This window comes from Rhodanobacter sp. LX-99 (genome assembly GCF_018599185.1).
Classification (GTDB): domain Bacteria; phylum Pseudomonadota; class Gammaproteobacteria; order Xanthomonadales; family Rhodanobacteraceae; genus Rhodanobacter.
Window position 1 is genome coordinate 307,698 of sequence record NZ_JAHFVL010000002.1, and the last position, 20,439, is coordinate 328,136.

A 20,439-nucleotide genomic window follows, 5' to 3' on the forward strand; every position below is an offset into this window, starting at 1 on the left:
GCACGGCACGAAGGTCCATACGACTATTCATGCGACCTTGAGCCAGGATCACAACCGCATCCACGAAGAATTCAAGCATTCCTACGACGGTGGGCCTCCCCGGATGGCAACTGTCGGCGAGTATCGACGAGTGGTGCCCGGCACGGCTCAGGAAAAGCAACCGGCTTGCAGGAAATGACAGCAGACGCGGCGCGAGCCCGTTTAATTTCCTCCGTCCGGGCTTCAAGGTTTCAGCGCGGCCGCAGCCAGTTCAGGTAGATCAGTTGCGCCTTGTCCTCGGCGCGCACGCCTTCGCGCTCCTCCGTCACCACGGCCCAACGCGGCGCCGGGCCGCCACCGGGCAGGCCGAACACCTGTACCTCCACACCGTGGGGCAAGGGGAACCGGGTAGCCAGCACCATCACGTCGTCGATTTTCGCCACGAGCATGGCGGGCTTGTCGGCCGGGCTGGTATCCCATCCGGACACGATGCGGATCTTCACTTCGCTGGGAGGCGTCTCGCTGCGATGATCGAGCGACAAACCGTCGATCTTCTGCAGCAGTTCGTTCAACTGCGGCTTGCTCCAGTCAACGTCGCCGACATTGACGTCCGAGCGGTTCTTGTCGCGTGCCATGCGTTGCCCCCTCTCGCAAGAGTGCACGCCGGACGACCCGCGATCCGCATCGGGTTGCCTGACGATCAACCGGCACCGGCGCCCGGCAACCGCAGTGGCGTGCTTGACCGGAACCTAACACGTTCCGGACCGATAAGGCGACGGAGGAAGTCCAATGGCTTCCGGATGGGTTCGCTCTTGCCTCGGCCGTCCAGGTCATCGGCCTCCGGTGCCACGTGGCCGGTCGCCCTTGTTCATGCTTGAACACGATCGCTCAGAACGGGTGCTGCCGGTAAAACTGCTCGAGCTGCCGATAGACGTCCGGCAAGTGCTGGCGCAATGCTGCCGGTGCCTCGAAAAACTGCTCGCTGGCCACCGCGAAGAACTCGGCCGGGCTTTCAAGGGCATACGGGTCGATCGGCAACTCGGCTCCATTGCGTCGCTCCTCCTGCAGGCGATCCCACGCGCTCGAGAAGGCCTGCGACCACGCACGGCGATCCATGCGCCGATGCAATGGCGGAAAGCCGTTGGCGTCGCCGTTGAGCATGTCGAGCTTGTGCGCCATTTCGTGGATGACCACGTTGTGCCCGGGTTTCTTCCCGGTGCTCAGCACATCCGCCCACGACAGGATCACCGGTCCACGGCCCCACGCCTCACCGGCCATCACGCTGCTGGTCTGGTGAACGACCCCCGCCGCGTCCATGTGCGGGCGCCGTGGAATGAACGCGTCCGGGTACACGATGACGCTGTGCCAACCCTCGTACCAGTCCATGCCCAGTTTCAGGATGGGTAGGCAGGCATGTGCCGCGATCAGGACGCGGTCGGCGTCCTCGAGATGCAGACCCTTGGTCGGCTCCAGCGACTTGCTCTCCAGGAACAGCGTTGCCAGCACGCGCAGCGTGGCCTGGTCGGTAGCGCCCAGTCGGCGCGCCGGGGCACAGCGCTGCAGCGCATTTCGCCAGAGTTCTTCGGCGATCGGGCGCCGGACGAGGATGCGTCGTAAACGCCAGTTTCTGATTTTGTCGAACATGGCCACATGCTGGAGGGAAGCGTAGAGCCATGAGCATCTGGGCCGAGGTGCACTTTCTCAAGCGAAACGGGGCCATCTCGATGCGGTCCCGTTCCGCCCCTGTTCGTCGGCGTCTATATATTGCGCATGAAGTTGTACAGGAGATTCCGCTTGAAGCGGTTGGAGGGATACCGGTCCTTGCCCTGGTAGTGAGGGTGTTTGGCGACCAGCAACACCAGGTTGGCTGCATCCTTCTCTTCGATGTAGTACGCGCCGGTGCGCATCGCCTTCGCCGCGATGCGCTTGGCTTCCCGGTAGATGCCCGCACCCCCTTCGTCGTTGTCGCTCAACGGCACGGGAATGTCGGGGGTGGTGCGGGCATCGCCGAGGGTGCGGGTCAGGAAGAAGGCCTGCGCGAGGTAGGCGACGGCCTCGTCCTCGAAGCCGGAGTGTTCGCCGATGCTGCGCATGTCCAGGATGGCGTGCGTGCATTCATGCAGGATCAGCCCGAGGTCGTGGAGCGAGGCGAAATTTGCCGTCGGGGAGATTTCCAGCCGGTCCTGGTCCTGCCGATAGCTGGCAGCGGCTTTGCGGTTGACTGCCGTGCCGAGCTTTATGTCGCCGCTGGCCACGGCGCTTGCGACATCCTTGCGGTAGGCGTCCGGCCAGATCTTGTACGCCTTGAACTTGAAGTTCACCGCGTTGATGGACGGATGGGTTTTGAGAAACCGGACCACCTGATCGCGCACGTTCATCGATGCTCTCCGTTGAGACCTCGGGCATGGAAACCCAGGTTGTCGCCGAAAGCTTGATGTACGCATGAAGAGATGCTTACGAAGTCTTACCTGGCCCGGGCAAACGGCGGGTTGCGTGAACTTGCCCGGGTCGGGCGGCTGCCGGATCGTTCAAGTCGTTCCCGGCGCGTCTTTGCTACTTCCCGCGCGCCAGCTGCTCTTCCACCGCGCTGAACGCGGAGCGCCCGCCCAGCCGTTGATCCGGCATGCCGGTCGCGAACCAGGCCACGCCGGTGCCATGTTCGCGATCCACCCACAGCCCCGCCTGCAGGCCGTAGGCGGAGCCGGAATGCCCGATGCGTTCGATGCCGTCGCCGAACGGATCATCGTGACAGCCGGTGGCCGGCGTGGCCAGGGTTTGCACGGCCATGCCGTAACGGCAGAAGAAGCCCTTGCCGCGGTCGTCGGTGTCTTCCTCCCAGGTCAGGCCGTTGCCGTCGCGGTACTGCCAGAGCGGCGTGATCAGCGCCTGCACGGAGGCGGGCGCCAGCAGCTGCACGCCGTCGATGCGGCCGTTGTCCAGCAGCAGGCGGCCGATGCGCGCGAGGCCCTTGGCCGAGATGCGCAGGCCGCCCTGCGGCGAGAACAGTGCGCCGTTCTCGCCGGCACGCCAATGCGCGAGATTGCAGCTGCCGTCCTGGGCGGGAACTACCGGGCAGTCCGGTTTGCGGCCGTGGTTGTCGTCCTTCACCGGCTTGCCGTCGGCGTCGTACAGCACCACCGCGCGGGCAGCGGCTGCCGCACTGCAGGTGTCCCAGTTGAAGCAGCCGCCGATGTGCAGCGGCTTCAGCACCAGGCGCTGCATCAGCCGGTCGAAGCGCTCGCCGGTGGCCCGCTCCATCGCTTGCGCCACCAGCGGGAAGTTGAGGTTGGTGTAGCGGAAATACGTTCCCGGCGCGTGCCGGGCGTCCCAGGCGCGCGGATCCTTGAGGATGTCGCGCAGCTGTCCATCCAGCGGTGTCTGCCAATAGCCGGCCGCGTCGGTGAGGCTGGAACGGTGCGACATCAGCAGGCGCAGCGTGATGGGCGTATCGGGGAAGGCCGGATTGCGCAGCGGCCAGCCCAGTTGCCCGGAGACGTCGGCATCCAGGTCGAGTTTTCCGGCCTCCACCAGGCGCATCACGCCGATGGCGGTGACCAGCTTGGAGATCGAGGCGATGCGCACCGGGTCGTCCGCGCTGACCTTGCGTCCGGCGGCCTTGTCGGCGAAGCCGTGGACCTGGGTGGACGTGACGCCGTCGCGGTCGAAGCCGACACGGACGGTGGCGACGGGACTGCCCGCCCGTGCCGTACCGGCGAGAAGCAGCAGGCCGAGCAGGCAACAGCTTCCGCCTTTGCGCATCCGGCGAGTGCTCATCCGGATCAGCCGCCGCGGGTCGAGCCCGCCACCACCGGCAGCAGGACGGCGCTGCGCCCATCGGGCCCATGTTCGATCGTCACCGTCGCCTTGCGGTAGTCGGATGGCTTGGCGAAGAGGATGTTGGGCACGTAGGTCTGCGGATTGCGGTCGTAGAGCGGAAACAGGCTGGACTGGATCTGCACCATGATGCGGTGGCCGGGCTTGAACTCGTAGTTCACCGTGGGCAGGCGGAACTTGTATTCCTGCACCTGGTTGGCCGGGATCGGCGACGGGTCGGAGAAGCTCTTGCGGTAGCGCCCGCGGAAGATGTCGAGCGAGACCGGCAGCTGGTAGCCGCCCATCGTGGGATCGGTCGGATCGGTGCCGGGGTAGACGTCGATCAGCTTGACCACGAAGTCGCCGTCGGTGCCGGTGGTGCTGGCGAAGAGGTCGGCGATCGGCGCGCCCTGGACGGTCACGGCCTTGGTCAGCACCGGCGTGACGTAGGCGAGCACGTCGGGCCGGGTTTCGGCGAAGCGCTGATCCTGCACGAGCCAGGTGCGCCAACGGTCGTTCTTCTGCGGGATCGGGCGCGGCAGGTAGGGCACCGGCTTGGCCGGGTCGGAGACGTAGCTGTCGCTGCCGTCGGTGGGCTGCTCGAAGCCGAGGCCCATGTCCGCCTGCAGGTAGAGCGGGGTGAGCTGCTGGTCACTCGCCACCTTCCAATCGGTAAAGCTGTCCCAACGCTGCTCGACCGGGTTGTAGATCATCGCCTCGGGCAGCGGCCTGGACAGCTCGGTGCCGCGCAGGTAGTGGTTGAACCAGGGAATCATCACCTGCTGGCGGAACTGGGCGGTGGTGTTGCCCGGCCACTTGAGCGGGCCCATGTTCCAGCCGTCACGGTTGATCTGGCTGTGCCACCACGGGCCCATCACCAGGTGGTTGTTGGCGCCGTGCCCGGCCTTCTTGAGCGCTTCCCAGGCATGCACGGCGCCGTAGATGTCCTCCTGGTCCCACAGGCCTTGCAGCCACATCGTGGGCACGCTGGAGGGATGCGCGACGAGCAGCTTGTCGAGCGCCTGCAGCTGCCAGAAGGCGTCGTAGGCCGGGTGGGCGGAGAAGCGGTTCCACCAGGGCAGCTGCTTGAAGCCGTTGGCCTCGGCATAGGCGCCGGCCGAGCCCGCGTCGAGGAAATTGGTGTAGTCGTCGTAGCTTTCGCGCGGGATGTTCTTGCCTTCGCCCTTCTTGCTCATCTGGCCGCTGAAGTAGTCGAGGTTCACCTGGCGCAGGGCGCCGTAGTGGTACCAGTCGTCGCCCATCCAGCCGTCGATCATCGGGCTTTCCGGCGCGGCGACCTTCAGCGCGGGGTGCGGATGGAGCAAGGCCATGGCGACCGTCCAGCCGTCGTAGGACGAGCCGATCATGCCGACCTTGCCGTTCGATTCCTTGGTGTTTTTCACCAGCCAGTCGATCGTGTCCCACGCGTCGGTGGTGTCGTCGGTGGTGGTCGGGTTGAGCGGCCCCATCGGCGGGCGCGTCATGATGTAGTTGCCTTCCGACCCGTATTTGCCGCGCACGTCCTGCCAGACCAGGATGTAGCTGCCGTCGGCCCAGTCCTTGTCGCCCGACCACACCGCGTCGGCCATGTGCGGGCTATTGTCCGGCACCATGCCGCTGGCGTTGTACGGCGTGCGTTCGAGCAGCATCGGCAGTTCGTGCGCGCCCTTCGGGATCAGGATCACGGTGTGCAGCTTCACGCCGTCGCGCATCGGGATCATCACGTCGCGCTTGGTGTAGTCGAAGTTGCCTTGCGGCTGTTTCCAGCCGGTGGGGATGTCGGACCCGGTCTGGATCATGTCGGGCGTGACCTTCGCCGAAGCCTGGCCCGTCGAGGGCATCGCGAACGCGGCGGCTGACAAGAGGCAGGCAAGCGAAACGAGTGCCGCGCCCAGAGTGGCTTTCTTCATGTCCAGAGGGTCCTCGTGAGGATAGTCGTGTTCGCAATCTACCGCGGTTGCACATCGCGACTATGAGAGCGGTCACAAGGATTTTGCAATCCGGGTGCGGGGGAAGGGACCCGAAAAAGGGGAAGCCAAGAGCGCATTTTCCTGACCGGCGCGGCGGGCCCGGTTTTCCACCCGACGGTCTATGACGTCGCTTCGCCGGCGACGAGCCGTGCGGCCACGGTCCGGGGCCGCACCATCAGGTAGAACGCGGCGCCATGCGTGATCATCAGCAAGGGCACGTAGAGGACCGGGATCGCGTAGGCGGCGCCCAGTTCGCCCGACAGCGCGGGAAGGTTGAGCGTGATGCCGTGGTAGTAGTCGGCGATGAGATCGACCACGCCCACCAGATTGAACGCAACGGTGAACAGCCAGAACAGCGGCCGCGTCCTGATGGCCAGCAGCGCCAGCATGGCCAGCACGCCCGTGGCCAGGTCGCCGTAGGCGGCGAACGTGGCGAAGCCCGCGGGCAGGTGCGGGCCGACGACGCCCGGCACGAGGAACACCAGCCCGAAAAAGCGGAAGCTGTGCAAGGTGGCGATGGCGCGATGTGCCGCGATGGCGTCCATGGACCCGAGCCGTGGCCACACGTATGCACGGAAGCACAGCAGCCAGGGCACGTAACCCAGGCCCAGGTGCAAGGTGAAAATGATGGCTGGTGGCATGGGGATCTCCTCTTCGAACGGAAGGGTCCGCGGTGGCGGGATGCCTGGTGGGAGAACCAAGGTAAGGCCGTTTCCGGTGATGGACTACTTGGGATAATGTCGACGAGGCATGAAGCAGAACTTCACAGTCAGACAGGGCGCGCTCGACGGCGTGGAAGTGTTCCTCGGCGTGGCCGAGCATCGCAGCTTCCGCAAGGCGGCCGCGGCGCTCGGGGTGTCGCCGTCGGCGATCAGCCAGACGGTGCGTGTGCTCGAGGCGCGCATCGGCGCGACGCTGTTCATACGCACCACGCGCAGCGTCGGCCTGACCGAAGCCGGCGAACGTTTCCTTGCGCGTGCCAAGCCCGCTTTCGAGGAACTGGTCGCCGCGGGCGAGGCGGCGCGTGACCTCGGGCAGCGGCCGGCCGGACTGCTGCGGCTGTCGGTGCCGCGCGCGGTGGTATCGGTCCTGCTGGAGCCGCTGGTCGCCTCTTTCTGCGAGGCGTATCCCGAAGTCGAGGTGGAGATCGCCGCGAGCGAGGAACTGATCGACGTGGCGGCCAAGGGGTTCGATGCCGGCATCCGGCTGGGCCAACTCATCGCCGCCGACATGGTGGCGGTGCCGCTGACGCCGCCGTTTCGCTTCATCGTCGTCGGCAGCCCCATCTATTTCGCCCGCCGCGATCCGCCCGAACGCCCGGACGACTTGCGCGGCCACGCCTGCCTGCGGCTGCGACGCTCCACCGGGGCGCTCGCGCCGTGGTCGCTCGTCGACCACGGCCGCCCGATCGAGATCGCCGTGTCGGGCCCCTTGATCGCCAACGATTTCGTCACCACGCTCGGCGCCGCCGTGCGGGGCGTCGGCCTCGCCCATGTGCCCGGACCGATCGCCGCGAAGGCGCTGGCGACGGGAGACCTCGTGCAAGTACTGGAGCCGTACGCGCCGATGGCGCCCGGCATGTTTCTCTACTACCCCAGCCGCCGGCAGATGCTGCCCAAGCTGCGTGCCTTCATCGACCACGTGAAACGCCGCGCGGCTGCCGCCGACACGACCCGAAGCCGCACGGGCTGACGAGTGCCGGTTCACCCCCGACACCTTTTGAAACGACACTTTTGAACCAGCCCGAACCCGCGGCCGCCCAAGGTTCGTTGTTGCTTTCTTCGCGCGGCGCGTTTAAACCTTGATCATCCCCCGCGCTTGCCAGGCCTCCATGAAACGACCCGCCACGTTCTCGTTGTATCCCGCCGTGCTGTTGTTTTTCGCTGCCGTCGCATCGGCTGCCGCGGCTTCGACAGCCCTCGCCTCGCCAGGCCAGGAGCCGCAGTTGCGATCGCCAAGCGCGGCCGCCCTGCCCAACGCGCAGCTGGCTTCGCCGCAGATCGCGCGGCGCGTCGAGGCGCTGCTCAAGCAGATGACCCTGGACGAGAAGATCGGCCAGCTGGTGCAGTACAACGACCAGGGTTTCAGCGCGACCACCGCCGACGGCAACAAGGCCCTGGCTGCCAATCCGGAGACGAAGACCCGGGTGGACGCCATGCAGCTGGCGCGCGAAGGGCGGCTGGGCTCGATGCTGAACGTCGTCGGCGCCGAAAAGACGCGCGCCTTCCAGGAGGCGGCGATGCACAGCCGCCTGCACATCCCGATCCTGTTCGGCGCCGACGTGATCCACGGTTACCGCACGATCTACCCGGTGCCGCTCGGCCTGGCCGCGTCGTGGGATACGAAACTGGTCGAGGACGTCTCGCACCTGGCCGCCGCGGAGGCCACCACCGCGGGCGTGAAGTGGTTTTATTCGCCGATGGTGGACATCTCGCGCGACGCGCGCTGGGGCCGTTCCACCGAAGGCGCGGGTGAGGACCCGTACCTGGGCTCGGCGATGGCGCGCGCCTACGTGCGCGGCTACCAGGGGAGCGATCTGTCGAAGCCGGACAGTGTCGCCGCCTCGGTCAAGCACTTCGCCGCCTACGGCGCGGCCGAGGCCGGGCGCGAGTACAACACCACCGACATGTCCGACATCCGCCTGCGCCAGGTCTACCTGCCGCCGTACAAGGCTGCGGTCGAGGCGGGTGCCGCGACCATGATGAGTTCGTTCAACGCGCTCAACGGCGTGCCGGCCACGGCCAGCCCGTACCTGATGGACGAGATCCTGCGCAAGGAATGGGGCTTCGACGGCTTCGTGGTGAGCGACTACACCGCGGTGATGGAACTGATCAACCACGGCATCGCGCTCGATGCGGCCGCCGCCACCGAAAAGGCGCTGAAGGCCGGCGTCGAGGTGGACATGATGTCCCACTTCTACGACACGCAGATTCCCAAGCTCCTCGCCGAACACCGGCTGTCGATGGCCACCGTGGACGAAGCGGTGCGCCGCGTGCTGCGCGTGAAGTTCGCGCTGGGGCTGTTCGAGCATCCCTACGCGCAAGGCGCCGAGGTGACGCACGCGGTGCCCGCGCATCGCCCGCTGGTGCGGCGCGCCGCCGAGGAGTCCTTCGTGCTGCTACGCAACGCGCCGGTCGGCGGCAAGGCGGTGCTGCCGCTGGGCGAGGGCGTGAAGTCGGTGGCGCTCATCGGCCCGCTGGCGGATGCTTCCAACGAGATGCAGGGCGCCTGGGGCGGCGGAACCCAGGCGCCCGACGTGGTGACCCTGCGCCAGGCGCTGGAGCGGCGCATGCAGCAGCGCGGCGGCCGCCTGCTGTTCGCGCAAGGCACCGGCATCGACAGCGATGCGACCGCGGGCTTCGACGCCGCGCTGCAGGCGGCCCGCCAGGCGGACGTGGTGGTGATGGCGCTCGGCGAATCGTCGGCGATGAGCGGCGAAGCCGGCTCGCGCGCCCGCCTCGACCTGCCGGGCAAGCAGCAGCAACTGCTGGAGCAGGTGGCGGCCACCGGCAAGCCGGTGGTGCTGCTGGTGTTCTCCGGCCGCCCGCTGGTGCTGGACTGGGCGGCCCGGCACGTGCCGGCGATCATGGCGGTGTGGTTCCCGGGTACCGAGGCGGGCAACGCGCTGGCGAACGTGTTGTTCGGCGACGTGGCGCCCAGCGGCAAACTGCCGATGAGCTTTCCGCGCGCGGTGGGGCAGGAGCCGCTCTATTACAACCAGTTCCCGACCGGCCGTCCGCCGGGCGCAGCCGACCTGTCCAGGCCGCCCGCCGGCGACACCCGCTTCGTCTCGCGCTACATCGACGTGCCGAACGATGCGCTGTTCCCGTTCGGCTACGGCCTGAGCTACAGCAGTTTTGCCTACTCCGACGTGCGCGTCTCGCGCCGCGCGCTGCCGCTGGCCGAGGCCAACCGGCCGGACGCCAGGTCGCTGCTGACCGTGACCGCCACGCTGACCAACACCGGCAAACGCGAAGCCACCGAGGTCGCCCAGCTTTACGTACGCAACCTCGGTGCCAGTGTCGAGCAGCCGGTGCGCAGCCTGAAGGGCTTCCAGCGCGTCACGCTGGCGCCGGGCGAGTCGCGGCGGCTGCGTTTCGAGCTGGGTTTCCCGGAGCTGTCCTTCTACGACGTGCACAGCCGCCAGGTCGTGGAGCCCACGCACTACACGGTGTGGGTCGGCGGCAGCTCGCAGGCGACGGAGCAGGCGGCGTTCGACGTCACGCGATAGACGGCTGCCCGTTGCCAGGCCGGAGGTCCCGCCCCGGTCAGCCGTCGTGTTTTTCCCGGAACGCGGCCTCTCCGGCTTCCGACACCTTGTCCCACTCCGGGTCGATCGCGGCGCCGGGGACGTAGAGTTCGTGCCAGTTCCACCACTTGTACGGCCGGGTCTGGGGATAGCCCTCCGGCGAGTCCTCCCACGACTCCTGGCGCCCGAGCGCCGTCATGTCGAGGTAGCTCCAGACGGTGCCCATCGCCTCGTCGCCGCGGCCGTTGATGAAGTAGGTGCGGAACACGCGGTCGCCGTCGCGGATGAACGCGTTGTGGCCATGCCATTCGTCCACGCCGAAGTCGGCGTCGAAGCTGTCGGTGATCGTGTACCACGGGATTTTTTCCCAACCCATCCGCGCCTTCAGGCGCGCGATGTCGGCTTGTGGTGCGCGCGAGGCATACACGAGCGTCGTGTCGCGTGCGTTCAAGTGGGCGAGGTGGGAAACCTGGTCCGCTCCCAGGGAGCAGCCGATGCAGGCATGCTCCGGCCAGCCATGCACGCCTGGCTCGAAGAAGGCGCGGTAGACGATCAACTGACGGCGGCCCGCGAACAGGTCGAGCAGACTGACCTTGCCCTCGGGTCCTTCGAACACGTATGACTTTTCCACCGCAAGCCACGGCATCCGCCGTCGCTCGGCGGCCAGCGCGTCACGGGCGCGGGTCATCGCCTTTTCTTTGACGAGAAGCTGCTCGCGCGCGGCCTCCCACTCCTGCGGCGGCACGACCGGTGGCGTGCTCATGGCGCGCCGTCCTTCTTTGCGGCCGTTCCCGGGTGATTTGTTCGTGGTCATCGCAGCCTCCGGATGAGAGCGATCTTTCGTGGGTTCGGGCCGGAACGCGTCATCGCGCTCACGGCCGGTCGCTCGCTGTGGGTGATGGACCAGTTTTACCGCCGGATGTCGGACAACGGGAGTGACAAGTGTGGCGGGATTCACGCGTGCGGCCGGTGAAGCTCCGAACAAACGGACCGGCTCAACCGCCCCTTTGCGCTTGATCGTTTTCTGCACCGTATTGGGCGCCGATATACGGACCGTGATGCCGCTACTCGTAGCTCGATGCGTCGGCATGACATATGACATAGGGAAGTGTCATGGGGAAAAGGTGCCGCCATTTCCATGGTGGCGCCAAGCCACGCGTCGAAAGGAACGCCGTTTTGACCTTGCCCGCCTCGATGGCCGCCGGCATGATGGTGACTGCAGTTCGGATATATGCCTCTAAAGGAAAGGACCATTCCCATGCAGATTACGATTGCGGTGCCCTACCGTTCAGACGGCAAAGGAAAGGCTCACGACAATGATCTTTGTCTGCTGGAGACCGGTGCGCTCTGGAAGGGGGAAGGGAGCTACAGGACCAGTAAGCGGACGCCGCGCGTCGTAACCGTCGGGTCGCAGGAATGCTTCATTCGGGCCGTCACCCTGATCTCCAATGCGCTGTATGACGCATCGTCGTCGGACACGTCCTTGCCGGAATCATTTAGTCGAGTAGCGAGCAGTCCCCTGTACTGCACCACGATCGACAAGGCGTTGGTGGACGCGCTGTTCGTGCCTGGCGGACCAACTGCCCATCCCCTGCAGCCGAGCGATGGGCACTCCAGGAATGTCGGTAAGCCTTGGGAGGCGGCGCGACACGCGCAAGAGGTAATAGCCATAACCTATTGTCGTGAGAACAACATGCCGGTCTTTGCCGTGTGCGGCGGCTCATGGCGCCTGGCGGCCGTTCTGGGAGCCAGCATCTCCTTGCTGAGCGGCGACATCAAGGATACCCACAACAAGTCATTCCTCCCGGCACAGTTGATGGTTCGTGCCCATGACGTCACGATTGAAAAGAACTCCCACCTGCGTCAGTTGTTCGATGAGAACTACCGAGGCTATCTGTCGACCAAGGACAAAGGCGATCCGTATACCGATCTTCAGATACCAGTGAACTCCTCCCACTGGGCTCAGTCGTCGTTCGATCCGGATACGGCCATGCGGGTCAGTGCACTCAGCGACAACGTCACCGAAGGGTATGAGGATCCTTCACGACACTTCTGCGTGGGCGTCCAGTGGCACCCGGAATACGCCCAGGTGCATCTGACCAGTGGCGACAAGGACGATATGGCCTTTCACCGCTTGCTGATGGAGAACTTCATGCGGGCCGCGGCGGCGCGCCATGCGGCTGTTACGATTCAACGCGCCATACGCGCGTGGTTGAGTCGTCTACGCGATGCCAAGAGCGTGGCATCGACGACCGAGGACATGTAGAGAAACCCGGGTCGAAAAAGGTGTCGGAACAAAGCAGCCGCCTCTCAACCCGCCACTTTGCTGGTCCCTTTGCGCTCTGGATTGCCGCGCGATCACGCCACCGCAGCGGTGACCACGATCTCGATTTTCCAGTTCGGCCTGGCCAGCTTCGCCTGCACTGTGGCACGTGCTGGCGTGGCGCCCTGGGGCACCCATTTGTCCCAGGCTTCGTTCATGCCGGCGAAGTCGGCCATGTCGGCCAGGAAGATTTCCGCGCGCAGGATGTTGGTCTTGTCGGTCATGGCCAGCTTCAACAGGTCGTCGATGGCATGGAGTACCTGCTCGGTCTGGCCGACGATGTCGGCGCTGGTGTCCTCGGCTACCTGTCCGGCGAGATACGCCACGCCGTTGTGGATGGTCATTTCGGACATGCGGGGGCCGGTATCGAAACGCTGGATCATGAGGTGGTTTCCTGTGGGGATATCGCCGTCATTGTTACCGGAAACACAAGGGCAGAGAGACACTTTCCATGCGGATTGAATAACTCTGCCCCTCGCATGCAGCTCAAGAGCGCGATGCACGCATCAATGCCATGTGCGCATCAGTGACGATTCGATTTCCCGGGCTTGAGGCAGGCAGCATGACTAAAGGCCCATGAGCGCGAGGAGGCAGGGCGCTAGATTCGAAAGTTCTTGCGTTCAACCGTACCAGGGGAAAGCTGTGATCAAGCGTTGCATGTTGGTGATGATGTGTCTGGGAGTCAGCGGCATCGCCGCGGCGCAGGAACCGGTGGACCTGGACATGGTCAGCCGCATTCGCCAGGAGGCGTTCCATCGTTCGCAGGTGATGGCCATCTTCAGCCATCTGACCGAGAACATCGGTCCGCGTCTGACCAATTCGCCGCAGATGGCGCAGGCCAATGCCTGGACCCGCGGGAAGTTCAACGACTGGGGCCTGGCCAACGTCCACGACGAGGCCTTCGACGACTTCGGCCGCGGCTGGGAGTTCAGCGACGCCAGCGTGGAAATGCTCAGCCCGCGCACGCTGCCGCTGCATGCGCTGCCCAAGGCGTGGACGCCCGGCACCAACGGCCCGGTCGAGGGCGAGGTGATGGCGGTCGCCATCAAGACCCGCGCCGACCTCGAGAAGTACAAGGGCAAGCTGGCGGGCAAGATCCTTTTGTTGAACGAAGCGCGCGAATACAAGCGCGGCGTCGAAGCGGACTCGCACCGCCACGATGAAGCCGGCCTGGCCGAACTGCAGGCGTTTGCCGTGCCCAGGGACGCCGACAAGGATCGCGCCAAGCGGATCAAGACATACACCGAGCGCCAGGAACTGACCCGCGCCACCAACGAGTTCTTCGTCGCCGAAGGCGTGCTGGCCACCCTCAGCATCAGCGGCTGGGACAACGGCATCATCCGCGTCGGCGGCGGTGGTTCGCGCAAGGCCGGTGAATCGGTGGGCGTGCCGGAGCTGGCGATGGCGGCCGAGCACTACAACCAGCTGGCGCGCGCGGTCGAACGCAAGCAGGCGGTGAAGCTGCGCGTGAACGTGCAGGCACGTTTCACCGACGAAGCGAACCAGCCCGGCTACAACACCGTGGCCGAGATCCCGGGCAGCGGCAGCAAGGCCGGCGAGATCGTCATGCTGGGCGCGCACATGGATTCCTGGCACACCGGCACCGGCGCGGCCGACAACGCCGCCGGCGTGGCGGTGATGATGGAAGCCATGCGCATCCTCAAGGCGGTGGGCGCCAAGCCCAGGCGCACCATCCGCGTGGCGTTGTGGAGCGGCGAGGAGCAGGGCCTGATCGGTTCGCAGGCCTACGTGGCCAAGCATTTCGCCGCCTGGCCGGAGCCCACCGATCCCAAGCAGAAGGCGCTGCCCGCGTCGCTGCGCGAATCGACCGGCGCGTTGCGGAAGAAGCGCGACTACGACCGCTTCTCGGCCTACTTCAACATGGACAACGGCTCGGGCCGCTTCCGCGGCATCTATGCCCAGGAAAACCTGGCGGTGATGCCGATCTTCAAGGCCTGGCTGGAGCCGTTCCACGACGTCGGCGCCACCACCGTGGTCACCCGCAACACCGGCAGCACCGACCACGTTTCCTTCGATCGCGTCGGCCTGCCGGGGTTCCAGTTCATCCAGGACCGGCTGGACTACTTCAGCAACGTCCATCACAGTCACCTGGACACCTGGGACCACGCCGAGCCGGAAGACCTGAAGCAGGCGGCGGCCATCGTCGCGTCCTTCGTCTATCACGCCGCCATGCGCGAGGAAAAACTGCCGCGCAAGCCACTGCTGGAAGGCTGATTCCCGGCGGGACGACACCGGCGGACCGGAATAGGCAAGCTCCATGTCGGCCCTCTCCTCTGCTCGGGGGAGGGCCGATGTTTTTCTTGAGGTATCCTGCTCGCCCGTGGGCTCTTCAAGTCTTGCGTGGAGGTCTCGAGCATGACGTTTCCGTCGGTCTTTGCGGCTGCTTTCGTGCTACTCGCCAGCGTTGCCGGTCCGCTGCATGCCACGGACCAGGCCGCGGCTTTCGCCTCCGTCGCGGCGGCGCCCGTCGCCATCAACCCGCTCTACACCATGCCGCCGGCATCGGTCACTGCCGGGCAGGTCGCGTCCATGCAGCAGCTGTTGTCGGACTGGCCGCAACTGGGTCGTTACCGCGATGACAACGCACGGCTGCCGGCGCCCGCGCCGGGCGAGGCGCGCGTGGTGTTTTTTGGAGACTCCATCACCGATGCGTGGGGGCGTGCCAGGGACACCCGGTTCTTCCCCGGGAAGCCGTACATCAATCGCGGCATATCGGGACAGACGACGGCGCAGATGCTGCTGCGTTTCCGGCAGGATGTGATCGGACTTCATCCCGCAGCGGTAGTCATCCTCGCCGGCACCAACGACATCGCGGGCAATACGGGTCTCGCCACGTTGCCGATGATCGAGGACAACTTCCGTTCCATGACGGAGCTGGCGCAGGCCAACCATATCCGGGTCATTCTCGCTTCCGTGCTGCCCGTCAGCGACTACCCCTGGCATCCGGGATTGCAGCCGGCCAGCAAGGTCCGCGCGCTCAACGCCTGGCTCAAGTCCTATGCGGCGTCGCGTGGCGCCACCTGGCTCGACTACTACAGCGCGCTGGCCAACGCGCAGGGTGGCATGGATTCCCGCCTCGCCGGCGACGGCGTACATCCGACGCCGGCGGGTTACATGATCATGGCGCCGCTGGCCCAGCGGGCCATCGAACGGGCGCTGGCGAAGTAGCGACCGGCCCGGTGCGATGCAGCACCGTGGAAAGCCTTGCGGGCCGTTTGCTCCGGCAGTTGCAGCTGGTAACGGCGTGACGGGGCGGAGTTAGAGTCGACTTCCCGAAGAGAGGGACACGACCATGCGACGTCACCTGTCGGCACTGCTTGCCTTCGGCCTCGGCGGATCGATGATCCTTGGCATCGCTTCCGCAGCGGCGACCGAGGCTGCCGGAGAGGCGCTGGTGGGGCGGTGGGACATCACTATCCATACGCCTGCTGGCGATCTTCCTTCCTGGCTGGAAATCCGCCGTTCCGGATTCCGGACGCTCGTCGGCCAGTTCGTGGGCGTGGTCGGCAGCGCGCGGCCGATCTCCCGCGTGGAGGTCGAGAGCGGCGAGCTGCGCTTCTCCCTGCCGCCGCAATGGGAGGACGGCAAGGACGATCTGTCGTTCCGGGGACGGTTGCAGGGTGGCACGATCACCGGCTCGATGACGTTTCCCGATCACCGGCGCTTCGGCTGGAGCGCCCGTCGCGCACCGTCATTGCGGCGGCCGGCGGCGCCGAAGTGGGCCGCGCCGATCCGCCTCTTCAACGGGACCGACCTGAGCGGCTGGCGCGCGCTGGGACAGTCCCGGTGGGAAGTTGCCGATGGCGTGCTGCGCAACACGGCCGGGGGCGCCAACCTGGTGACCGAGCGGAAGTTCAGCGACTTCAAGCTGCACGCCGAGTTGCGCCTGCCCGCGGGCAGCAACAGCGGCGTGTACCTGCGCGGGCGCTACGAGGTGCAGATCGCCGACGCCCTGGGCGAGCCCCCGAGCGACCGCCTCGGCGCCGTGTACGGTTTCCTTGCGCCGAGCGAGGACGCGGCCAGGGGCCCGGATGCATGGCAGTCGCTGGACATCACCCTGATCGGGCGTAGGATCACCGTCATGCTCAACGGCAGGACGGTCATCTGCGACCGCGAGATCCCAGGCATCACCGGCGGCGCGCTCGACAGCGACGAAGGCGCGCCCGGACCGCTGCTGCTGCAGGGTGACCACGGCCCGGTCGAGTTCCGCAACATCACGCTGACGCCTGCGCGATGAACGCCGCCGCCGACGCCACCACCTTCGACGCGATCGTCATCGGCTCCGGCATCTCCGGCGGCTGGGCGGCGAAGGAGCTGTGCGACAAGGGCCTGAAGACGCTGGTGCTGGAACGCGGCCGCAACGTCACCCACATCAAGGACTATCCCACCGCGAACCTGGCGCCCTGGCAGCTGCCGCACCGCGGCGCGCTGACGCGCAAGTACAGGGAAGAGAACCCGGTCGCCTCCCGGATCGCCGCCGAAGACGTGGTGCACTTCTTCGTCAGGGACGCCGAGCATCCCTACGTGCAGGAGCGGCCGTTCGACTGGATCCGCGGCTACCAGGTGGGCGGCAAGTCGATCATGTGGGGCCGCGCCTGCCAGCGCTGGAGCCGGTACGAGTTCGAGGCGCCGGAGCGCGACGGCTACGGCATCGCCTGGCCGATCGGCTACGACGACGTCGCCCCGTGGTATTCGCACGTGGAGAAATTCATCGGCGTGTGCGGCACGCGCGACGGGATCGAGTCGATGCCCGACGGGGAATTCCTGCCGCCGTTCGACTTCAATTGCGTCGAGCAGCACATGAGCGACAGGATCCGCGCGCACTACGGCAATCGCCACGTGGTGCACGGCCGCTGGGCGCACCTCACCCGGCCGGAGCCGATCCACCTGCAACAGGGGCGCAGCCGCTGCCTGGCGCGCAACCTGTGCTGGCGCGGATGCCCCTTCGGCGCCTACTTCAGCTCGAACTCGTCGACGCTGCCGTGGGCGGAGAAGACCGGGAACCTGACGCTGCGTCCCGACGCCGTCGCGCATTCCATCATTTACGACGAACGCACGAACAGGGCGACGGGAGTGCGGGTGATCGACGCGAACACGCATGCCGTCAGCGAGTATCGCGCCCGCATCGTCTTCGTCAACGCGTCGGCGCTGAACACGGTGCTGATCCTGTTCAACTCGGTCTCGGCGCGATTCCCGCACGGGCTCGGCAACGACAACGGCCTGCTCGGGAAATACGTGGCCTTCCAGAACTACCGCGCCTCCGGCAGCGGATTCATCGACGGCTTCGACGACAAGTACTACTTCGGCCGCCGGCCCTCGGAGTGCATCCTCGCCAACTTCCGCAACCTCGGGAAGCAGGAGATGGACTTCGTCGGCGGCTACACCACGTTCACCGGTGCGTATCGCGAGCGCGGCGCGGTCACTGCCGAGCGGGTCGGCGGCGCGTACAAGGATGCGCAGGCCCGGCCCGGGCCATGGAAGATCTACATGTACCTGCAGGGCGAGACGATTCCGAAGGAGGCAAACCACGTCCGCCTGGACGAGACGCAAAAGGACGAATGGGGCATGCCGCTGCTGGTCACCTCGGTGGGATACGACGACAACGACGAGAAGATGGTCCGCGACTGGCGCACGCAGGCCACCGAAATGCTCGCAGTCGCCGGCTGCCGCGACATCGAGACGGTCGACAATCACTGGTCCCCGGGACGCGACATCCACGAGATGGGCGGTTGCCGCATGGGGCGCGACCCGGAGACCTCGCTGCTCAACCGCTGGAACCAGCTGCATGCGTGCCCCAACGTCTTCGTCACCGACGGCGCGTGCATGACCTCCACCGGCAACCAGAGCCCGTCGCTTCTCTACATGGCCCTCACGGCCCGCGCGGTGAACCATGCCGTCGAGGAACTGGCGAGGCGGAACCTGTGAGCGATCGCGAGCCGGTGCTGTCGATGGCGATGACCCGGCGCGAGGCGCTGAAGGCGCTGACCGTCCTGGCGGGCGGCGCGCTGATCGTGCCCGGCGTGCTGGCCGGCTGCGGGCGCGGCGCACGCGGGGCCGACGACGATCACGGCGACCGGGCGTTGCTCGAAGACATCGCCGATACGCTCCTTCCGACGACCGCGGCCTCGCCGGGAGCGAAGGCCGCCGGCGTGGGCGCGACGGTGGCCCTGCTGCTCGCCGACTGCATGGCCGTGGACGTGCAGCAGCGGGTTTCCGATGGACTGCGGGCGTTCCGGGCGACCTGCCGGGAACGCGGCGGCGCCTTCGCCTCGCTGCCGCAGCCCGAACGCGAGCAGATGCTTCGCGGGCTGGACGCCGTGGCGCAACAGGCCGGTGGGCCGCACTGGTTCGCGGATGTACGCGAGCTCGCACTCCGGGCCTACTTCACTTCCGAGATCGGCATGACGCGGGCGATGCGCTACGTGGCCATCCCCGGGCGCTGGGAGGGATGCCTCCCACTCGCGCCCGGGCAGCCGGCTTGGGGTGCCTGACGGAGCAGAGTCGTCGTTTCGACTGGAACGATGCAGGCTCTGAACAGTGGCTCGCCGCATGGCGGGTTTTTCTTTATGACGACTTGCGTCATATGACGGTCCGCGTTATGGTTTCTTCGTGATCAGGAACTTTGCCGACAAGGAAGCGGAAAAGATCTGGGGCGGAGTGCCTTCCCGGCGGCTGCCTGCCGATATCCAGTCCGTGTCCCGTCGCAAGCTGCGCATGCTCGGCAATGCCTCTTCACTTGAGGATCTGCGAGTCCCGCCGGCCAACCGTCTTGAGGCGCTCAAGGGTAGCCGGAGGGGCCAGTACAGCATCCGCATCAACGATCAATGGCGCATCTGCTTTCGTTGGATCGACGGGGATGCCCACGACGTGGAGATCGTCGATTACCACTGACGCAAACGGGTCAACCATGAATACCCTGCCCAACATCCATCCCGGCGAAGTGCTGCTCGAGGAGTTCCTTGCTCCCATGGGCATCAGCCAGAACGCGCTGGCGCGTGCCGCCGGTGTGCCGCCGCGCCGTATCAACGAGATCGTGCTCGGCAAGCGTGGTGTCACGGCGGATACGGCCGTGCGCCTCGCCGCTGCTCTTGGCACCAGCGAGCGGTTCTGGCTCGGCCTGCAGGCGGACTACGATCTGGAAGAAGCGCATCGTGTACTGGGCAAGCTCGTCGGAAAAATCGAGCGGCTTGCCGCGTGACCAGCGGTTCGCCGGGCGAGCGCGGCAGCGTGCTTGGCGCGATGGACACCATGTACCGAACCTCGGGGTCAGCAGAACCAGGGACGGCGTCTTGCCCGCCTTTCGAGATTCAGCACACGTCCGCGCGGCCGGTGACATAGCGCAGGCCGCGCAGCAGGTGCGCGCGGTAGATCGGCTCGGCGTACAGCGCCGCGTCATGGCCCAGGCCGGTGTACCAGGCGCGGCCGCCCAGGCGGGCGTGGCACCAGGCGATCGGGTGGTCGATACCCATCTTGCCGCCCTGGTAGCGGCTTTCGTCCACGGTGGCGATCACCTTGACGGTGTCGCGCGGGTTGCGCCGGTAGTTGTACAGCTCGTCGGTGACTTGCCAGTCCTGCGCCAGTGCGATGGCGTCGCCTTCGAAGCGCACCCGGGTGGTCTGCAACCCCTTCGGATGGCTGTCGAACCAGGCGCCGACCAGACGGCCATACCAGGGCCAGTCGTATTCCGTATCGGCGGCGGCGTGCACGCCCATGTAACCGCCACCCTTGCCGACGTAGCGCTCGAACGCCGCCTGCCGGGTCTCATCCAGCACGTCGCCGGTGGTGCTGAGAAACACCACTGCATCGAAGCGGGCCAGGCTGGCGCCGTCGAACAGGGCAGGGTCCTCGCTCTGGGTCAGCGCGATCCCCTGCGCCTGCGCAAGCTCGCGCAGCGTCTGCACGCCGACCGGAATCGATGCGTGGCGATAGCCCGTCGTGCGGGTGAACACCAGGATCCGCGGCGCATGCCGTGAACTTGCGCTTGCGCCGTGCGGCCGGCTCGCGGTGGGCGACGCGCAGCCCGGCAACAGCGCCGCGGCCAGCATCAGGATGGCGCTCAGGAGCAGGCTCTTGTGCATGTTCCG

General features: G+C 66.4%; 19 protein-coding genes. 10 read left to right on the plus strand and 9 right to left on the minus strand.

All coding sequences use genetic code 11. The annotated features are described in order from the left end of the window. Window positions 1-230 precede the first annotated feature (230 nt). From KK131_RS12085 to KK131_RS12110, 6 genes are all read right to left on the minus strand, one after another. Complete coding sequence (locus tag KK131_RS12085; RefSeq protein ID WP_214556977.1) at window positions 231-614, minus strand: hypothetical protein; 384 nt, start codon at window positions 612-614, stop codon at window positions 231-233. A gap of 253 nt (window positions 615-867) precedes the next feature. After that, on the minus strand, window positions 868-1,623 hold the full coding sequence (locus KK131_RS12090) for a M90 family metallopeptidase (RefSeq protein WP_214557378.1): 756 nt from the start codon (window positions 1,621-1,623) through the stop codon (window positions 868-870). 113 nt (window positions 1,624-1,736) lie between these two features. Then, on the minus strand, window positions 1,737-2,357 hold the full coding sequence (locus KK131_RS12095; protein WP_214556978.1) for a hypothetical protein: 621 nt from the start codon (window positions 2,355-2,357) through the stop codon (window positions 1,737-1,739). Window positions 2,358-2,532: 175 nt separating this feature from the next. Beyond that, window positions 2,533-3,738, minus strand: coding sequence for a serine hydrolase domain-containing protein (locus KK131_RS12100; protein ID WP_214556979.1), 1,206 nt, complete (start codon window positions 3,736-3,738; stop codon window positions 2,533-2,535). 20 nt (window positions 3,739-3,758) lie between these two features. Then, on the minus strand, window positions 3,759-5,702 hold the full coding sequence (locus KK131_RS12105) for a CocE/NonD family hydrolase (protein ID WP_214556980.1): 1,944 nt from the start codon (window positions 5,700-5,702) through the stop codon (window positions 3,759-3,761). A 179-nt stretch (window positions 5,703-5,881) separates the two neighbouring features. Then, window positions 5,882-6,403, minus strand: coding sequence for a hypothetical protein (locus KK131_RS12110; RefSeq protein ID WP_214556981.1), 522 nt, complete (start codon window positions 6,401-6,403; stop codon window positions 5,882-5,884). A 109-nt stretch (window positions 6,404-6,512) separates the two neighbouring features. Here KK131_RS12110 and KK131_RS12115 point away from each other — a divergent pair, with 109 nt between their 5' ends. Continuing rightward, complete coding sequence (locus KK131_RS12115) at window positions 6,513-7,454, plus strand: LysR family transcriptional regulator (RefSeq protein ID WP_214556982.1); 942 nt, start codon at window positions 6,513-6,515, stop codon at window positions 7,452-7,454. A 253-nt stretch (window positions 7,455-7,707) separates the two neighbouring features. Then, window positions 7,708-9,993 (plus strand): beta-glucosidase BglX, encoded by a 2,286-nt coding sequence (gene bglX, locus KK131_RS12120; protein WP_250887236.1) that lies wholly within the window; start codon window positions 7,708-7,710, stop codon window positions 9,991-9,993. Window positions 9,994-10,030: 37 nt separating this feature from the next. Here bglX and KK131_RS12125 read toward each other — a convergent pair whose 3' ends face one another. Continuing rightward, window positions 10,031-10,825 carry a DUF899 domain-containing protein gene (locus tag KK131_RS12125; RefSeq protein ID WP_214556984.1) on the minus strand — a complete coding sequence of 265 codons (795 nt, stop codon included), beginning with the start codon at window positions 10,823-10,825 and terminating at the stop codon, window positions 10,031-10,033. A gap of 444 nt (window positions 10,826-11,269) precedes the next feature. Here KK131_RS12125 and KK131_RS12130 point away from each other — a divergent pair, with 444 nt between their 5' ends. Then, window positions 11,270-12,277: a gamma-glutamyl-gamma-aminobutyrate hydrolase family protein gene (locus KK131_RS12130; protein ID WP_214556985.1), complete on the plus strand. Its 1,008-nt coding sequence runs from the start codon at window positions 11,270-11,272 to the stop codon at window positions 12,275-12,277. Window positions 12,278-12,369: 92 nt separating this feature from the next. On the opposite strand, the gene KK131_RS12135 is transcribed toward KK131_RS12130, so the two are convergent. Beyond that, window positions 12,370-12,717, minus strand: a complete 348-nt coding sequence (locus KK131_RS12135; protein WP_214556986.1) for a RidA family protein — start codon at window positions 12,715-12,717, stop codon at window positions 12,370-12,372. 274 nt (window positions 12,718-12,991) lie between these two features. Here KK131_RS12135 and KK131_RS12140 point away from each other — a divergent pair, with 274 nt between their 5' ends. The 7 genes from KK131_RS12140 to KK131_RS12170 all read left to right on the plus strand — a co-directional run bounded on the left by KK131_RS12140 (window position 12,992) and on the right by KK131_RS12170 (window position 19,553). Then, window positions 12,992-14,569 carry a M20/M25/M40 family metallo-hydrolase gene (locus tag KK131_RS12140; RefSeq protein WP_214556987.1) on the plus strand — a complete coding sequence of 526 codons (1,578 nt, stop codon included), beginning with the start codon at window positions 12,992-12,994 and terminating at the stop codon, window positions 14,567-14,569. Window positions 14,570-14,710: 141 nt separating this feature from the next. Beyond that, a complete protein-coding gene (locus KK131_RS12145; protein ID WP_214556988.1) occupies window positions 14,711-15,523 on the plus strand; it encodes an SGNH/GDSL hydrolase family protein in 813 nt (270 codons plus the stop codon). Window positions 15,524-15,647: 124 nt separating this feature from the next. After that, window positions 15,648-16,592, plus strand: a complete 945-nt coding sequence (locus KK131_RS12150) for a DUF1080 domain-containing protein (protein WP_214556989.1) — start codon at window positions 15,648-15,650, stop codon at window positions 16,590-16,592. Then, window positions 16,589-18,280, plus strand: coding sequence for a GMC family oxidoreductase (locus KK131_RS12155; RefSeq protein WP_214556990.1), 1,692 nt, complete (start codon window positions 16,589-16,591; stop codon window positions 18,278-18,280). The genes KK131_RS12150 and KK131_RS12155 overlap by 4 nt, the downstream gene beginning before the upstream one ends. Next, on the plus strand, window positions 18,277-18,846 hold the full coding sequence (locus tag KK131_RS12160; protein WP_214556991.1) for a gluconate 2-dehydrogenase subunit 3 family protein: 570 nt from the start codon (window positions 18,277-18,279) through the stop codon (window positions 18,844-18,846). Before KK131_RS12155 ends, KK131_RS12160 begins: the two co-directional genes overlap by 4 nt. Window positions 18,847-18,964: 118 nt before the next feature. Continuing rightward, window positions 18,965-19,246, plus strand: a complete 282-nt coding sequence (locus KK131_RS12165; RefSeq protein ID WP_214556992.1) for a type II toxin-antitoxin system RelE/ParE family toxin — start codon at window positions 18,965-18,967, stop codon at window positions 19,244-19,246. A 16-nt stretch (window positions 19,247-19,262) separates the two neighbouring features. Then, a complete protein-coding gene (locus tag KK131_RS12170; protein WP_214556993.1) occupies window positions 19,263-19,553 on the plus strand; it encodes a HigA family addiction module antitoxin in 291 nt (96 codons plus the stop codon). Window positions 19,554-19,662: 109 nt separating this feature from the next. On the opposite strand, the gene KK131_RS12175 is transcribed toward KK131_RS12170, so the two are convergent. Next, window positions 19,663-20,433 (minus strand): ThuA domain-containing protein, encoded by a 771-nt coding sequence (locus KK131_RS12175; protein ID WP_214556994.1) that lies wholly within the window; start codon window positions 20,431-20,433, stop codon window positions 19,663-19,665. Window positions 20,434-20,439: the final 6 nt, after the last annotated feature.

Coding starts and splice junctions, on each gene's coding strand:
- KK131_RS12150 (WP_214556989.1), top strand. CDS start 15,648: ATGCGACGTCACCTGTCGGCACTGCTTGCCTTCGGCCTCGGCGGATCG.
- KK131_RS12105 (WP_214556980.1), bottom strand. CDS start 5,702: ATGAAGAAAGCCACTCTGGGCGCGGCACTCGTTTCGCTTGCCTGCCTC.
- KK131_RS12130 (WP_214556985.1), top strand. CDS start 11,270: ATGCAGATTACGATTGCGGTGCCCTACCGTTCAGACGGCAAAGGAAAG.
- KK131_RS12135 (WP_214556986.1), bottom strand. CDS start 12,717: ATGATCCAGCGTTTCGATACCGGCCCCCGCATGTCCGAAATGACCATC.
- KK131_RS12125 (WP_214556984.1), bottom strand. CDS start 10,825: ATGACCACGAACAAATCACCCGGGAACGGCCGCAAAGAAGGACGGCGC.
- KK131_RS12145 (WP_214556988.1), top strand. CDS start 14,711: ATGACGTTTCCGTCGGTCTTTGCGGCTGCTTTCGTGCTACTCGCCAGC.
- KK131_RS12090 (WP_214557378.1), bottom strand. CDS start 1,623: ATGTTCGACAAAATCAGAAACTGGCGTTTACGACGCATCCTCGTCCGG.
- KK131_RS12100 (WP_214556979.1), bottom strand. CDS start 3,738: ATGCGCAAAGGCGGAAGCTGTTGCCTGCTCGGCCTGCTGCTTCTCGCC.
- KK131_RS12115 (WP_214556982.1), top strand. CDS start 6,513: ATGAAGCAGAACTTCACAGTCAGACAGGGCGCGCTCGACGGCGTGGAA.
- KK131_RS12175 (WP_214556994.1), bottom strand. CDS start 20,433: ATGCACAAGAGCCTGCTCCTGAGCGCCATCCTGATGCTGGCCGCGGCG.
- KK131_RS12170 (WP_214556993.1), top strand. CDS start 19,263: ATGAATACCCTGCCCAACATCCATCCCGGCGAAGTGCTGCTCGAGGAG.
- KK131_RS12155 (WP_214556990.1), top strand. CDS start 16,589: ATGAACGCCGCCGCCGACGCCACCACCTTCGACGCGATCGTCATCGGC.
- KK131_RS12140 (WP_214556987.1), top strand. CDS start 12,992: ATGTTGGTGATGATGTGTCTGGGAGTCAGCGGCATCGCCGCGGCGCAG.
- KK131_RS12095 (WP_214556978.1), bottom strand. CDS start 2,357: ATGAACGTGCGCGATCAGGTGGTCCGGTTTCTCAAAACCCATCCGTCC.
- KK131_RS12110 (WP_214556981.1), bottom strand. CDS start 6,403: ATGCCACCAGCCATCATTTTCACCTTGCACCTGGGCCTGGGTTACGTG.
- KK131_RS12085 (WP_214556977.1), bottom strand. CDS start 614: ATGGCACGCGACAAGAACCGCTCGGACGTCAATGTCGGCGACGTTGAC.